At 34.4% G+C, this 16,556-nt stretch carries 11 protein-coding genes; 1 reads left to right on the top strand and 10 read right to left on the bottom strand.

Annotation, left to right across the window (positions count from 1 at the left end; genetic code table 11):
* Positions 1-10 precede the first annotated feature (10 nt).
* The 10 genes from araA to BM183_RS03210 form a co-directional block, all read right to left on the bottom strand.
* Entirely contained in the window at positions 11-1,507 is a 1,497-nt protein-coding gene (araA, locus tag BM183_RS03255) for an L-arabinose isomerase (protein WP_091684349.1), read from the bottom strand.
* A 69-nt stretch (positions 1,508-1,576) separates the two neighbouring features.
* On the bottom strand, positions 1,577-2,668 hold the full coding sequence (locus BM183_RS03250; protein ID WP_091684348.1) for a GntR family transcriptional regulator: 1,092 nt from the start codon (positions 2,666-2,668) through the stop codon (positions 1,577-1,579).
* Positions 2,669-2,754: 86 nt separating this feature from the next.
* Positions 2,755-3,924: a multiple monosaccharide ABC transporter permease gene (gene mmsB / locus BM183_RS03245; RefSeq protein ID WP_091684347.1), complete on the bottom strand. Its 1,170-nt coding sequence runs from the start codon at positions 3,922-3,924 to the stop codon at positions 2,755-2,757.
* On the bottom strand, positions 3,924-5,474 hold the full coding sequence (mmsA, locus tag BM183_RS03240; RefSeq protein WP_091684346.1) for a multiple monosaccharide ABC transporter ATP-binding protein: 1,551 nt from the start codon (positions 5,472-5,474) through the stop codon (positions 3,924-3,926). The genes mmsB and mmsA overlap by 1 nt, the downstream gene beginning before the upstream one ends.
* An 82-nt stretch (positions 5,475-5,556) precedes the next feature.
* Entirely contained in the window at positions 5,557-6,714 is a 1,158-nt protein-coding gene (gene chvE / locus BM183_RS03235; RefSeq protein WP_091684345.1) for a multiple monosaccharide ABC transporter substrate-binding protein, read from the bottom strand.
* A 715-nt stretch (positions 6,715-7,429) separates the two neighbouring features.
* Complete coding sequence (locus BM183_RS03230) at positions 7,430-9,469, bottom strand: YgiQ family radical SAM protein (RefSeq protein WP_091684344.1); 2,040 nt, start codon at positions 9,467-9,469, stop codon at positions 7,430-7,432.
* A gap of 235 nt (positions 9,470-9,704) precedes the next feature.
* Complete coding sequence (locus BM183_RS03225) at positions 9,705-10,412, bottom strand: response regulator (RefSeq protein ID WP_091684343.1); 708 nt, start codon at positions 10,410-10,412, stop codon at positions 9,705-9,707.
* Complete coding sequence (locus tag BM183_RS03220; protein WP_242960829.1) at positions 10,402-13,086, bottom strand: sensor histidine kinase; 2,685 nt, start codon at positions 13,084-13,086, stop codon at positions 10,402-10,404. Before BM183_RS03220 ends, BM183_RS03225 begins: the two co-directional genes overlap by 11 nt.
* Before the next feature lie 323 nt (positions 13,087-13,409).
* The gene (locus BM183_RS03215) at positions 13,410-13,889 is read right to left on the bottom strand and encodes an MGMT family protein (RefSeq protein ID WP_091684341.1); all 480 of its coding nucleotides are present in this window, start codon (positions 13,887-13,889) and stop codon (positions 13,410-13,412) included.
* Between the two features lie 440 nt (positions 13,890-14,329).
* Entirely contained in the window at positions 14,330-15,217 is an 888-nt protein-coding gene (locus BM183_RS03210) for a tocopherol cyclase family protein (protein ID WP_091684340.1), read from the bottom strand.
* Between the two features lie 238 nt (positions 15,218-15,455).
* On the opposite strand from BM183_RS03210, the gene BM183_RS03205 reads away from it, so the two are divergent.
* Complete coding sequence (locus tag BM183_RS03205) at positions 15,456-16,475, top strand: D-alanine--D-alanine ligase family protein (RefSeq protein ID WP_091684339.1); 1,020 nt, start codon at positions 15,456-15,458, stop codon at positions 16,473-16,475.
* The last annotated feature ends 81 nt before the right edge of the window (positions 16,476-16,556 follow it).

Below are 16,556 nucleotides of genomic sequence, written 5' to 3'. Positions count from 1 at the left end.
CCTAGGAATCTTATTTGTAAGCTGCCTCGTTCCATCTTAATTCATTTTTTAAATTTCTTATGGTTGTATCATTATCTATAAAAATACATTCAATTCCCATCATAGCTGCCCAATCTCCCATTTGCTCAGCTGTTAAGTCTAATGAGAATGCAGTATGGTGTGCACCTCCAGCTAAGATCCAGGCTTCAGCCCCAGCTAATAATCCTGGCTCTGGTCTCCATAAAGCTGTTGCTACCGGTAGATTCGGCATATGGTTCTCCTGTTTTAGTGAAGTAACATTATTTACAATTAACCGAAAGCGATTTCCTAAATCAATAAGAGAACATGCAATACCTTTCCCTGGTTTTGATGTAAAAACTAAACGAGCCGGATCTTCTCTATTTCCCATGGATAGCGGTGTAACTCTGATACTTGGTTTGGTCTCTGCAATGGAAGGACATACTTCCAACATATGAGACTGAAGAATTGCTTCTTTTCCAGGTACTAAGTTGTAAGTATAATCTTCCATAAATGAGGTACCTTTTGCATAGGGTATTCCCCTTGTCATAAGCTTCATAAGACGAACCATGGCTGCAGTCTTCCAATCTCCTTCTGCTCCGAAACCATATCCCTCTGCCATTAATCTTTGAATTGCAAGTCCTGGCAGTTGCTCTAGATTACCTAGCATATCAAAATGAGTCACAATTGCATGATAATTTTTTTCTATTAAAAATTTCCTAAATCCAATTTCAATTTGTGCCTGCTTTTTTACATGATTTCTGAATTCTTTTGGATCTCTTCCATCCAGAATTATGTTATAAGAGGAGTAGTATTCATCAATAAGTTGTTCTGCATCGGCATCTGAAACCTCTTTTACATAGTCTGCAATATCCGATATGTTATAGGCATCTATTTCCCAGCCTAATTTTATCTCCGCTTCTACTTTATCACCTTCTGTTACAGCAACATTTCTCATATTGTCTGCAACTCTGAGTACTCGTATATGACTGCTCTCAATTACTCCAATAGCAGATCGCATCCAACTGCCTATTTTATTCTGAACTTCCTCATCCCCCCAATGACCAGCTACAACTTTTCTTTCAATTCCCATACGGCTAACAATATGACCATATTCTCTGTCACCATGAGCAGATTGATTCGTGTTCATATAATCCATATCAATAGTATCCCATGGAATTTCTCTATTAAATTGGGTATGAAAATGGAGTAATGGTTTTCGGTATTCCTGCAAACCATGAATCCACATTTTAGCAGGTGAAAATGTATGCATCCATGTGATGACTCCTGCACAATTTTCATCTATATTAGCATCGTTAAAGCATTTTCTTATAGAAGCTGAATCAATTAATGTTGGTTTTAATATCAATTCAAAAGGCAACCTGCCGGATGTATTTAAGGATTCTATTATTTTTTTAGAATGCTCTTCCACTTCATGCAATGTTTTTTCACCATACAGGTCTTGTGAACCTGTAGCAAACCAAAATGTATATTTTTTTTCTTTTTGCATAATTCATTCCTCCATTTGATTGTCATAATACCTAAATAGATGTTGATTTCAAGCTAAAATTCCCTTAGACTACTTAGTATCTATTATCTGTTTAACAGATTCCCTAATTGTAATCTTTGGAGTAAATTCACAATTTGCATTGTAATTATTATCTTCAATGAGACGAAGCAGGTTTTCTGCTGCAGTTTTTCCCAGCTCTTTTATTGGATATGCAACGGATGTTAACGGAACTTCACATAAGGCAGCCAAATCCGAATCATCAATACTTACTATGGATAATTGTTCAGGAATGGATATACCATGTTTTGTACATATATCAACTACAGAAACAGCAACTTCATCATTATAGCAAACACACCCACTACAGCCTTCAAGCCTCTTTAATATTCGCTGTTCATTGAACTCAGAATGATGAATGTCTTCCGTATCAATCCATAAAACATGTTCATCACAAATAGGAATTCCTGCATCGCTCAGACTTTCTAAATAGCCTGCATACCTGAAGTGTCCCTGTCTATCATCTGCTTTAAATATTCCAGCTATTTTTGTGTGTCCGGCATCAATTAAATAATTGGTCCCAAGGAAACCTGCCTTTTTGTCATCCATCGCTACATGTGGTAAATCAACACAAGGATAATAGCTATTAATAAAAATAGTTGGTATCTGTTCTTCAATTAATTGTTGGTATAAATCCAGATTTGGATTTGGTATTCCGCTTTTTGTCGGTTCGATGATAATCCCATCCACTAAATTATTATTCAGGAAGGATTTTAAGATTGAAGATTCCCTCTCAATGGTATTATTCGTAAATGCAATTTGGGTAATATATCCAGCTTCAGAAATCACTTTCTCTGCATCTTTTATAACTTTAGGAAATATGTAACAGTCCACATATGTAGTTACTATTGCAATGCGCATTGTTTTTGTATTATTCGTTGACTTTCTTCCGCATATATAAGTACCACTGCCCTGTTTACGCTCTACGATTCCTTGTTGTTCCAATTTGCTTATTCCATGTCGTACTGTCTGCCTGCTCATGGAAAACATTTCACTTAATTCATTTTCAGAATATAGTTTCTGGTTTGGTTTAAGTTCTCTCGATTCCACTTTTTCCTTGACCCAATTCACTAATTCAATATACTTTGGTATCTTTTCACTCATACTTCTTCTCTCCTCATTCTATACTAGTAATTACATGGAAGTTATTTTTAATTATTTTGATACATTTTATCATTTATTTTATTAAGTTAATTGTTTTTTCGTTTTGATAATAAATCTATAGTTACTGCTCCAAGCAGAACTAAACCTTTTACTACTTTTTGAATGTCTGTTGACCATCCTATTAAGGACATTCCATTATTTAAGATACCCATAATAAATGCACCTACAACTGCTCCCACAATAGTTCCGATACCACCTGTAGTTGCAGCACCTCCAATATAACAAGATGCAATGGCATCCATTTCAAATCCATCACCAGCTTTTGGCGTTGCCGAAGCATTTCTTGCAGATAATACAATACCTGCCACCGCACAAAGGAGTCCCATATTAGTATAGATCAAAAAGTATACTTTCTTAATATTTATACCGGATAATCTTGCTGCTTTAGCATTGCCTCCAAGGGCATATATCTGGCGTCCTGCTACTGTTTTACTAGTTATGAAATGATAGATTCCAACTAGAACAGTCATTAAAACTAAAACTATCGGAATACCTCGATATGTAGCTAATTTTAAAAAGAAGAACCATACAATACTTATTATTACTGCAAACTTTAATATTACCTGCCATAATGGCAGTGTATTAAAATTGAATTTTTTATTTGTCTGAATTGATTTTATTTCCCTGAGAATAATAAATATGGTAGTAACTATTGCTATGAGGATACATAATAAATCCAGAGGTGCATCTTTGGTACCTAAGTTAATTGTTGGCAGGTAGCCTGCACCTATCTTTGTATAATTTACCGGCAAAGGGCCTTTTGTCTGTGCCTTTAAAGCTATGTATGTTAAGCCACGTCCCATTAACATTGTGGCCAGTGTTACAATAAAAGGCGGAATCCCAAGGGCTGCTATGAAAAAGCCTTCAAACATGCCTATGAATAATCCAATGAAAAGAACAATTAAGAATGCCAAGGCAACCGGCATTTTATAATCAATTACAAATATAGCACAAATCGCTCCCGTAAGTGCTACGCTAGAACCTACACCTAAGTCAACATTACCAGTTAATACGCACAAAAGCATACCAACTGCCAGGATTATGACATAACTATTTTGCATTATTAAATTGTTAATATTCATTGATGTGGCATTTTTTCCTGAAGATAAAATATTAAATATAATAAAGATTACAATTAAGGCAACAATCATGCCATATTGTTTCATGTCTATATTAATTTTTTGTTTCTTCTCCATTAGTTGGTCCCCTTTCCATTATGCGTTACAATACATTTCATAACTTTTTCCTGTGTTAGTTCTTCTTTCTTTAATTCACCAGCTATTTTACCCTCATTAATCACATATACTCTGTCACATGTTCCAATAATTTCAGGTAGCTCCGAAGAAATGAAAATAATTGCTTTTCCCGCCTCAGCCAGCTCATTAATAATATTATATATTTCATACTTTGCACCTACATCAATTCCCCTTGTAGGTTCATCCAGTATCAACACATCAGGCAAAGTCATCATCCACTTAGATAGAACTACCTTTTGTTGATTACCACCTGAGAGAAAGCCAACTTTTTGCTCGATGGAGTTAGCTTTAATATTAATCATTTTTACATACTTATTAGTTGCTACTACTTCTTCATTCTTATCAATAATACCCTTTTTTGAAAAAAAATCTTTTAATGCAGCAAGAGTCATATTCTCTTTTATGTTATCAATTAGAATTAATCCATAGTTTTTTCGATCCTCAGAAACATAGGCAATCTTGTGATCAATGGCATCACGTATATTTTTTAAATGAATTTCTTTTCCATGTAACTTCATTTGTCCAGATATTTTTTGTCCATAAGCTTTACCAAATAGACTCATAGCCAGTTCCGTTCTACCAGCTCCCATAAGACCAGCAAATCCTACAACTTCTCCTGCACGTATCTGAAAAGATACATTATTTATAACTTGTCTTTTTTCATCTTCTTCATGAAAAACATTCCAGTTTTTAACTTCAAACAAAACATCACCGATCTTACAATTTCTTAAAGGATACCTGTTGGTTAGTTCACGTCCTACCATTCCTTTTATAATTCTGTCTTCTGTAAATTCGTCTTTTCCTTTTTCTAAAGTTTCAATAGTTTTTCCATCACGGATAACTGTAATAGAATCTGCTATATATCCTATTTCATTTAATTTATGAGAAATCATAATACAAGTAATACCTTGTTTTTTAAGATTTAAAATAATCTCAAGCAACTGTTTGCTTTCCTCATCATTTAATGATGCTGTTGGTTCATCTAATATTAGCAGGTCAACTTTCTTGGCTAAAGCCTTTGCAATTTCAACTAGTTGCTGCTTTCCAACACCAAGCGAATTAACAAGAGTATTTACATTTTCTTTTTGCAAGCCTATTTTTGCTAACATCTCAGTTGCTTTTATATTGGTTTGTGTCCAATCTATAACTCCTTTTGCAGATGTAACTTCATTACCTATAAATAAGTTTTCTGCAATGGTCAGATAAGGAATTAGAGCAAGTTCCTGATGGATAATAACTATGCCTTTACTTTCACTCTCTTTTATATTGTGAAATTGACATACTTTACCGTTATAGACAATGTCACCTGAATAGGTACCATAAGGATAAACACCAGACAATACATTCATCAAAGTAGACTTACCTGCGCCATTTTCACCACACAAAGCATGTATTTCTCCCCGTTTTACCTTTAGATTTACATCATCGAGAGCTTTAACACCAGAAAATTCTTTGGTGATATGATTCATTTCCAATATAATGTCAGACATCCTTTCAGCTCCTTTAGCTTTACTTTTTATTAAGAAAGGTGACAAACAAGTTGTCACCTTTGTCATTACAAATGGTAATTAACTATTTCAATTGATCAGCAGTATAGTAACTGGATTGAATTAAAATTTCTTCATAATTTTCTGCATCTACAGCTACCGGTGTACATAAGTAGGAAGGAACAGTAAGAACATTGTTATTATATGTAGTTTCATCATTAATTTCAGGAGTTGCACCTTCTAAAACAGCCTGAACCATAGTAACACATTTTTCTGCTAATACACGGGTATCTTTAAAAATAGACATTGCTTGTGTTCCGGCGATGATATTCTTAGTTGCCATAAGTTCAGCATCCTGTCCGGTTATTAACGGCCATCCTTCACCAGGTGTATATCCAGCTCCGACTAAGGCTGCAGAACATCCGTAGCTAAGGCCATCAAATGCACTTGCAATAATATCTAAATGTTCACCATCTCCATAAAATCCGGATAAAATATCTTCACAACGTTTTTGAGCTGTTTCTTGACTCCAGCGCAATGTATTTGTCTTATCAAATGTAGTCTGCCCTGATTGGCATACTAAAACGCCGCTCTCCAAATAAGGATCTAATACTTTATGAATACCATTGTCTAAAAATACTGCATTGTTGTCATCTGGGGAGCCCATAAAAAATTCTATATTGTAGGTTCTTCCTTCATCTGCTGCTGTTTTTAAATTCATTTTCTCTTCGATATATTCACCAATAACACGGCCAACGCCTTCATTATCGAAAGTAGCGTAGTAAGAAACTGCATCTGTATCCATTAATAAACGGTCATAAGCGATAACTGGAATATTATTTGTTTTTGCTTCTGCAAGTGCATTAACGAGAGCAGAAGAATCAACTGCTGCCACAACTAGACAATCTGCTCCATTTGTGATTAAGTTCTCTATCTGTGATACTTGCGCTTGAACATCATCTTCTGCATACTGCAAATCAACTTCATAGCCTAAAGCTTCCAGTTGCTTCTTCATGTTATCACCATCTTGGATCCAACGTTGAGAAGACTGAGTAGGCATGGCTACACCTATCTTTTTAACTTTGGTCTCTTGGGTCGGTTTTTTGGACTCTTCTTTTTCTGTTTTCTCTGAGGTACTTGCAGGCTCTGTAGCTGGTGTCTCATTCTTAGCACAAGCAACCAAAGAAATAATCATTGTCGCTGCTAATAATACACTTACAAGCTTTCTGGTAACTTTTTTCATTTTTACTTCCTCCTTTTAATTAAAATAGAACATGTAATACGTACTATTAAATAAATAACTTGTATATACAACTCATGCTTTATACATGTTATTGTACATTTTAACTAAATAACATTTCTTTTCATTATATATTATAGTATTTTCAATTATTTATTGTATTTATAATCGGAGTATCCCTTGTGTATTATTTTGTTTTTTTACACTTTACAGGTTTGATTTATATGTATAATATATAATGGATTATTCAACTTGTCAATACCTTTATTCTATTTTTTTATAACTTTTATATAATTTTATACGTACAACTTAAATATAAGTTGTACGTATTGAACAATTTTGTCCTCTTTTATTTACTAATTTATTTGAAAAATAATTTTTATTACAACTTGTACATACTAAGTTGTACATATTATTTCTATCAATAAACATAGAATAAGAATGTGGCTTGACATTACCAGCTCAGCAGGATTTGACAAAGCCAACATATGCCTGACGGGCCATTATATGCTGCTGCTTTTTGAGCTATTGGTAAGTTCGGAGGATTTTACCCATCTGCTTAATTATCTTACAGAACATACCAGTTTGGTTATATGGTCACTGGTGTATCACAGTCAGACTTTCACCGCCTGGCATAGTTCACTATGTTGAAATAACAGTATACAAAAAAAATTAGAGACCATGTATGAAAAAACATGTCTCTAATTTCTTATTCTGGTTATCTTTTTATAGCCTTAGCTTTGTTGTTCTTTTGAACTCCTCTTCCTGCTTTTTTTATTCCATCATTATTCCTACTATTTTTACTATATTTACCGGTATTTTTGCTTGTATTTCTATCCGATGAATGTTTATTTGCTTTTCCCCTTTTATTGGCGTTTCCCTTAGTTGAATGTTCACTACCATGCTTATTACCGCCAGTATGTTTGCTTTCAGATCTATTCCCGTATCCGTTCTTTCCATTATATTTCGGTCTGATTAAACAATGTTTTTCAAATCCAATTAAATCAGTTCGATTGGCTAAAGTAAGAGCCTCCACTACCAAATCATAATTTTTAGGGTTACGATACTGAATCAATGCTCTTTGCATTGCCTTTTCGTGAGGTGTTCTAGGTACATATACTTGTCTCATGGTTCTTGGATCTAATCCGGTATAATACATACAAGTAGAAATAGTGGAAGGAGTTGGGTAAAAATCCTGCACCTGTTCCGGCATATATCCAATATCTCTAATATATTCAGCTAACTCTATGGCTTCTTTTAAAGTTGAACCTGGATGGGAAGACATAAGGTAAGGTACAACAAACTGATTTTTGCCAATGTTTTCGTTAATCTTTTTGTATTTGGTAATAAACCGTTTGTACACAGAATTCGTTGGTTTTCCCATCAGATCCAGCACTTTATCACTAATATGCTCCGGAGCAACTTTTAACTGGCCGCTAATATGATGTTCACATAGTTCATTGATAAAGGTATCATCATTATCGTTGATTAAATAGTCAAAGCGAATACCGGAACGGATAAATACCTTCTTTACCTTTGGTAATTCCCTTAATTTTTTTAATAACGATAAATAGTCTTCATGATTTATCTTTAGATTTTTGCAAGGAGCAGGGAACAAACATTGTTTGTTAATACATGCCCCCTTAGTATTTTGCTTCTCACATGCCGTAAATCTAAAATTAGCAGTAGGACCACCAACATCATTAATATAGCCTTTAAAATCCTTGTCCCAGATTAGCTGATTTGCTTCCGCTAATATAGATTCATGACTTCTGGTTTGAATAATTCTTCCCTGATGAAAGGTTAATGCACAGAAATTACAACCTCCAAAGCATCCCCGGTTATGAACCAGACTGAACTTTAATTCTTCAATTGCCGGTATACCGCCCTTTTCTTCATAAGAAGGATGATAGTCTCTCATAAAAGGTAAAGAATATATCCTGTCCATTTCCCCCTGGGACAAAGGCTTTGCAGGTGGATTCTGCACTATATATTCATTTTCTTTATACTTCTCCACTAACCTTTTCCCTGAATATGGATCCGTATTACAATATTGTGTATAAAAGCTTTTTGCAAATTCTTCTTTGCTATCTAATATTTCCTGAAAAGAGGGTAAGGTAACTGCATCATATACGGAGGATAAATCTTTGGCTTTATAAACGGTACCATTTATAAAGGTAATATCCTCAATTGCAATACCACTTTCTAATGCTTCCGCAATTTCAACAATGGAACGTTCTCCCATGCCATAGGAGATAATATCCGCCTGTGAATCAAGCAAAATGGAACGTTTTACTTTATCACTCCAGTAATCGTAGTGACCCAGTCTTCGTAAGCTGGCCTCAATTCCCCCCGCAATAATAGGAATATGTTTATATACCTTTCGAATTAAATTACAGTATACAATGGTAGCTCTGTCCGGCCTCTTGCCCATTTCCCCGCCTGGTGAATAATAATCCTTATGTCTTCGTTTCTTAGCAACGGTATAATGGTTAACCATAGTATCCATATTTCCTCCGCTGACTAAAAAGCCTAATCTTGGTGTACCCAGAACAGTTATACTATTACTGTCTTTCCAATCCGGCTGCGGTATAATTCCCACCTTATATCCATGACTTTCCAGCACCCTGCTGATAATAGCCGGTCCAAAAGAATGATGATCAACATAAGCATCTCCCGAAACATACACGAAGTCACACTGATCCCATCCGCGTCTATCCATATCTTCTTTACTAATTGGTAAAAAATCTTTAATCATTAATTATCTCCTTTGGGAGAAAAATCCCATCTATTAAAACTATCTTTATAATCAAGATAAATCTTTTTGTTAGTTAGAATTAACATTTAAATTGTGTATTCTAATTGCCCGGTTCATTGCATGTACCTAAGTATAACCTACTTTTCTGTAATAGTCGACAATAATTTTTATTTTCTGAAAGGAAGATATGCTGATTTTCCCATGAAAATAATTCCATGTGTAAGCCCCGCAGGTCTTAGTCCACCCTCTCATCCACCATTCGGTAGCCTACTCCTACCTCCGTAATGATATACTTAGGTTCCGCCAGATTCTCCTCAATCTTTCGGCGAATATTAGCCATATTCACCCTTAACGTCTGATTTTCTTCCATATAAGGCCCCCAGATTTCATTAATAATGTATTGGTAAGTAAGAACTTTACCCAGATTCTTTACAAGTATCATCATAATCTTATATTCAATAGGAGTAAGATGGACTTCTTTTTCTTTCACTTTAATCAATCTCTTCGTATAATCAATGGTAAGATCTCCAATACGTAACTCCTTCGGTTCCATTAGGTTTTCCCCATTTGTCCTGTTACTATGTCTTAATGCTGTTCGGATTCTTGCCAGTAGTTCCGAAGTACCAAAAGGTTTTGTAATATAGTCATCTACCCCTAAGTCTAAGGCTTCTACTTTCTCCCTTTCCTGCCCTCTGGCAGATACAACAAGAATAGGAGTACCGCTCCATGACCTGACCTTCTTAACCACCTCTATTCCATCAATATCCGGTAAGCCTAAGTCCAGCAAAATCAGATCCGGACAATGGGAAGTTATCATAGATAAACCTTCTTTTCCGCTGCCAGCTGCTATTACACGATACCCTTTCGAATTCAGAATTGCAGACATAAAATTTCGTATTGGAACTTCATCTTCTATTAATAATATTAATAATTTATTTGACATTATTTTTCTCTCCATCCAGGGGTAATGTAAATCGAAATACAGCTCCTCCACCTTGTTTATTTTCAAATTCCATCTTTCCCCCATGTGCCTTTACAATAGACATACATATGGAAAGTCCAATTCCCATTCCCCTTGATGAATCTGAGGAATGCTTTCTATTGGGTACATAACTCTCCAATAGACAGGAGAAGTTTTCTTCTTTAATACCGGAACCATTATCACTTACTTCAAAGATTGCGAAGTCCTTATCCTTTTTTACTACTACATCAATAGTGGGGTTTTCACTGGAATGTTTCATTCCATTTTCAATCAGATTAATAAGTACCTGTTCTATTAATATTCCATCCATAGGAACAAATAGAAGTTCTTTTGGAACTTGTACATTTATGTTGCTGTCTTTAAATCTCTTTCTTATTCTGCTAATTGCTTCCGCCACTATTTCTTCCACAGCTTCCGGGGTCTTTTTAACCTCAGAGGTCTCTTCACTGATTCTGGTTACTGACAAAAGATTTTCTACCATTCTAATGAGCCACTGAGATTCTTCTTTAATATTGGACAGCAATTTGTTTTGTGTTTCCTTCTCAATAGTTTCACTATTTTCAAGAATAGTGGAACTTGCACCTAATATGCTTGTTAAAGGCGTCCTTAAATCATGGGATATAGCTCTTAGCAAATTACTTCGCATCTTTTCTTTTTCTCTTTGTATTAAAATTAATCTTTGTTCATCTGATAACCTCTGCCGCTCTAAAGCCATAGCAACTTGAGAAGCAATCATTCTTAAAAATGAGCGGTTATTTTGTGTTAAATAATTTTTGTTCAAACAGGATAATCCAATTACACCTAAAACATTTCCCTGCGATAAGACAGGCATGTAAAAAGCAACTGCTTGCGAAAAGGTATCCGTTCCTGCACCTGCCCTTTTTTGATTGACATACACCCAATGGGCAACTTGCCGTTCAAAGTCCGTATCCATATATTTTATATCTTCATTTACAGCCATAATGGAACCTGCTCCGCCTTTATCCGGATCCTCTGTATAAATAATAGCTGAACGGCTAAATATTTTCGTAATATATTCATTGGTTAATTGTACTATATTCTCAAGACCTCTTGTTACCAGAAGCTTCTTATTAATTTCATACAAGATTTCCGTACGCCTCTCCCTGTCAACTGCATAGATCGCCTGGGTCTTAGCACGTATGGTCACAGCACTGGTTATTAACGCAACTAATAACATTATAAGAAAAGTAATATAATTTTCCTTACGTAAGGGTGTAAATGCAAAATATGGTTTTGCAAATATATAATTATACATAATAACACTTATTATAGAGGCAAATATTCCGTAAAAGTAGCCTTTTGTTACTCTTGATATAATCAATACAGATAAAATAAATATTAGAATAACATTATGCTCTTCTATATTCAGAATTTTTTGAAATAATGATAATCCACTGGCACCTATTAATAAAACACTGGTTATTATAGAATCCCGCCAAGAAAAAGACTGGTTAAGGAAGGATATTTTCCATGGCTTTTTATAGTATCTTAAAATATTACTATTTGGTATTATGTGTACTTCAATATTAGGCATCAAAGAAATCAGTTTATCTTCTAAATCCATTTCAAAGAAATTCTTTATGGTCTTTCTATTTCTGCTTTTTCCAATAACAATATTGGTAATACCTGATAGCCTAGCATATTCGGATATGGTAATTGCCACGTCATATCCATTTAGAGTAACAACTTCAGCACCTAACTGCTCTGCCAGTTCCATATTGGCTTGTAGCGCTTTCTTCTGTTCCTCCCTATCAAAAATACTCTCTTCTTTATCTATATATACAGCAACCCAAGGTGCATGCATGGATTCTGCCATTCTTGAAGCCCAGCGTATACTTTTGGCTGAAGTAGGTGAACTGCTGATACAAACTAATAGTTTAGAATTAGACATTTTTTCTGATGAATGAGATTCCTTTTGATTATCATGGCTAATTCTATCGGCAGCTTTTCTCATAGCTAATTCACGTAGTATTCTTAAATTTTCTTTCGTAAAATAATGTTGTGTAATTTTATCGGCTTGTTCTTCCTTGAATACTTTACCCGTTCTTAATCGGAACAACAGCTCTTCTGGTTCTATATCCACCAATTCAATCTGATCTGCATATTCAAAAATGTTATCTGGTACGGTATCCCTAACCTTTATACCAGTAATATTCTCCACAACATCTTTCAGACTTTCCAGGTGTTGGACACTCATAGAAGTAACAACATCAATGCCTGCATTCAGAAGTTCTTCCACATCCTGGTACCTCTTTTTATTTCGAGCACCAGGCATATTGGTATGTGATAAGTTATCTATAATAATAAGTTGGGGTTTTCTTTTTAAAGCTCCATCTATATCAAATTCAGTCAATTCTACGTTTTGGTATTTTTCAGCTTTTCTAGGCAGTACAGGCAGCTCCTTTAATAACTGCAATGTTTCCGGACGGGTATGGGATTCTATATACCCTATCACCACATCTACACCATGCTTTTGCAGTTCTCTTGCATCATCTAACATTGCATAGGTTTTACCAACTCCTGCTGCATAACCAAAATATATTTTCAGACGGCCTTTTTCGTTTTTATCTGATTCTGTTCCTTGTGTTAACCTATCATGTTCCGGTCTTATCATGTTTACCTCCATGTTCCGAATGATTTGATATTTTCAGAACCATAACACATATGATTTGTTAATAATCTTTTTAATCTATGCTAAAGCTAAACAGTAAAGTTTGCTTATCTTGTTTTGGAATTATATCACTTAAACTAAGTCTACTTATCTTGTTTATGGAATCATATCACCAAAATATTAAAAAGTAAACTAATGTATATTGGCTATAAGATTTTTAGTTTATGAAATAAGTAATAGTACAATTCCAATAATTCTTTTAGGAAGCATTGAATCAATGCTTCCTATTCTGTACATTGTGCACTGATAAATTGGAATTTAGCGAATTAAAAAAGACAGTATAAGCTATCTTGGTAATCTTTTGCATAATATCTGATATTGCTTCTTCCTCGCTGAATAACGATATGCCCTTCTGCCTCCAACTTTTCTTTTTGTACCTCAACACCGCCTGGATATTTAGGATTTAACTCACCGCCCGCTTTAAGTGTTCTCCAGTATGGTGTTTTATCATTGTCTCTTTGTTCACTTGCCCATGCAGCAATAGAAACAAAAATTCCTGCAGTGATGGGATCTGTAAAATCCGCATTGTTTGTCTTTGCAAAATAATCCCTAATCTGTCCTACTGTAATAACTTTTCCCAAAGGCACTGTCTTCATTACTCGGTCGTAATCAATAGGCGGGGCAAAATACATCCTCTCCCCACCATACTTTTCAATGCTTTTTTCATCAGTAATACGTTGCACTTTAGGCATATCCTTACTATTATGCAGCATTGCATTGAAATCTTTGCTTTGTTCATTTGCCATACCAATATACCTCCTATAGGTAAATAATAATTTATCTTTTCTCTTTATGCAATGAGACAGTTTTCATTTTTATAAAAATTTATTTCCTGTGTTATTATCCCTGATCAACTTCCTTTGCACCTTAAGGAATATGGTGTGTTAAGTAAAAATTGATATATCAGCCTTCACAGTAAAAGTTTATATATGAGGAAATCGGTTTAGTCATATGTAAAAAGCTGTTAAAATCACATAAATTCGGAATGATATTATAACAGCCTCTCTAACATTTTTATGAGCCATTAAATATATACAAAGTAATATGAAAAAATTAATAAGTTAATTATGGTGAATTCACAGGAAATGAGTGCAGAAACCAGGAGCTGCTACCATGGAAGAATTAACTGCTCAGATTGAATACATAGATAATACTTTGAACATATCGTAATACAGAGCTGGTCCATTTACTCCATAATTCCATTTTCAAAGCTGCCATTACCTGTATAATCAAAAACCACGTTACCTTCTACCATAAAGCGATACCGTATTTTACAATTGATACTTTCATGGACAGTACGAATCATATTCCCTTTCTCCGGTGCCATTAGACTATAAGGATTTTCTTCAAGCAATTGTACATATAAATCATATTTACCTTGCTGTATCCACAGTTCTTTTTTATTGTATTTCTTTATTTTTACCCCTAAATAAGTAGCAAGCCGATATTCTTTCCCACCATAATATATAACACTGATACACCCTGTAAAAGCGAAATTTGCTATGGGGATATTCGCTATGGATACCATAACTGTATTATTTCCTCTATCATACCAGTTACATTGTGTCCAAAGATAGTTCTTGGGAAAACTCGTCCCCCGATCTCCTTCCACATAGCCCATACCTTGATGAAAGCTCATACTTCTGCCATTCATTACGATCGTACCATTTACATTATGTGTAAGGCTGAAAACACTGTGACGGCATTGCATGAAGGGAACATACCGAAAAGGTCCCATAATATCATATTTTAATGGTGTAAAAGCACTATAGCTTAGCTTACCTTTTAAAGTGAGATTATTTCTTTTTATATCAAGACTGATACCCCTATCGGTAAATATATTCTTTCCTATTCGTATACCAAATTTTTTATCCCATACTGAAAATTCATTAATCGGGTAAGCAAGGTGATAGGAGGCGCAGTTGGTAATCACCTGAATGGATGCGGATTTATTTTGATTCTGATCAATATGAAATGCCGGAATAAAGGAGATGGTATCCCTTTCATTTTGATTCTTAAAATACCAGCCCTCAAAATATGAACGTTTTTTATATCTGCCATAAAATTCAGTCATGTCTTTCCCTTTCAAGAGTTTGTTTTACATTACTCTTTTAAGTTTGATACAAAATCATTTACTTTATGCTATATAGAATAAAGCTTCCTTTAACGTCCTACTTAACAAGGGACGGTTTGTTTTATTGCATCCTATTTGTATTGATATTTTTTTAAAAAAGTAATATGATGGTACTAAAGTATAAATTGGTTATTAATATATAGACTTTGTCATAATTATATTGATCCAGGGGGATAGTATGAAGATAGTCGTATTAGTAGGAGGCCTTAGTCCGGAGAGGGATGTTTCAATTGCTTCGGGAACGTTAATATCAAATGCTTTAATTGAGAAAGGACACGATGTTCTATTACTTGATTTATATTTAGGAATACATAACCGTACATTTTCTCCAGTATATACAAATAATAAGTCAGATTACAGATTTTCTTACTCCGTGCCAGAACATGAACCTGATTTAGAATCAATCAAAAATAGCGTAAATAATAAAAGCAGTCTAATAGGCGAAGGTGTCATTGAATTATGTAAGGAAGCAGATATTGTTTTTCTGGCATTGCATGGTTCAATCGGTGAAAACGGACAGTTACAAGCAGTACTTGAATTGAATGGTATACGATATACAGGGACGAATTATATTGGAAGTCTTCTAGCAATGGATAAGGATTTGTCTAAGAAGATAATACGAGCAAATAATATTTTAACACCAGATTGGAAATACATATGTTTAAATAAGGAATATACTCTTGATGGTATAAGCTATCCTTGTGTTGTAAAACCCTGTAGTTGTGGTTCCAGTGTAGGTGTTAATATTGTAGGAAATGGGAATCAATTAAAGAATGCGATTGAATTGGCTAAAAAGTATGAAGACGCTATCCTTATTGAAGATAAAGTTGAAGGAAGAGAGTTCTCGGTTGGCATTCTTAATAATACAGCTTTGCCAGTAATTGAGATTAAGCCTTTGTCTGGCTTTTATGATTATAAAAACAAATATCAAGTTGGTTTAACACAAGAAATTTGCCCTGCAAATATTTCAGAAGATATATCAAATTTATTAAAGGAAAAAGCACTAGCCGTTCACGATACATTAAGGTTAGGATTTTATTCAAGAATTGACTTTATTTTGGATAAGCATAACAATGCCTTTTGTTTAGAAGCGAATACATTACCAGGAATGACACCAACCAGCTTGTTGCCACAGGAAGCAAAAGCTATTGGAATATCTTATAATGATCTTTGCGAAAGAATAGTATTAGAAAGATAAGCTGACTAAATTTAGTTACATGAAAAAGCTGTTACAATCTAGTAATATAATTGTAACAGCTTTTATTTATTATAATTATAT

This window comes from Anaerocolumna aminovalerica (assembly GCF_900115365.1).
Classification (GTDB): Bacteria; Bacillota; Clostridia; order Lachnospirales; family Lachnospiraceae; genus Anaerocolumna; species Anaerocolumna aminovalerica.
This window is presented reverse-complemented; position numbering and strand designations above follow the sequence as displayed.

Bases quoted from the DNA above. Each gene is read 5' to 3' on its own strand.
- BM183_RS03215 (WP_091684341.1), bottom strand. From the start codon at position 13,889: ATGGCAAATGAACAAAGCAAAGATTTCAATGCAATGCTGCATAATAGT.
- chvE (WP_091684345.1), bottom strand. From the start codon at position 6,714: ATGAAAAAAGTTACCAGAAAGCTTGTAAGTGTATTATTAGCAGCGACA.
- mmsA (WP_091684346.1), bottom strand. From the start codon at position 5,474: ATGTCTGACATTATATTGGAAATGAATCATATCACCAAAGAATTTTCT.
- araA (WP_091684349.1), bottom strand. From the start codon at position 1,507: ATGCAAAAAGAAAAAAAATATACATTTTGGTTTGCTACAGGTTCACAA.
- BM183_RS03230 (WP_091684344.1), bottom strand. From the start codon at position 9,469: ATGATTAAAGATTTTTTACCAATTAGTAAAGAAGATATGGATAGACGC.
- BM183_RS03210 (WP_091684340.1), bottom strand. From the start codon at position 15,217: ATGACTGAATTTTATGGCAGATATAAAAAACGTTCATATTTTGAGGGC.
- mmsB (WP_091684347.1), bottom strand. From the start codon at position 3,924: ATGGAGAAGAAACAAAAAATTAATATAGACATGAAACAATATGGCATG.
- BM183_RS03220 (WP_242960829.1), bottom strand. From the start codon at position 13,086: ATGATAAGACCGGAACATGATAGGTTAACACAAGGAACAGAATCAGAT.
- BM183_RS03205 (WP_091684339.1), top strand. From the start codon at position 15,456: ATGAAGATAGTCGTATTAGTAGGAGGCCTTAGTCCGGAGAGGGATGTT.
- BM183_RS03225 (WP_091684343.1), bottom strand. From the start codon at position 10,412: ATGTCAAATAAATTATTAATATTATTAATAGAAGATGAAGTTCCAATA.
- BM183_RS03250 (WP_091684348.1), bottom strand. From the start codon at position 2,668: ATGAGTGAAAAGATACCAAAGTATATTGAATTAGTGAATTGGGTCAAG.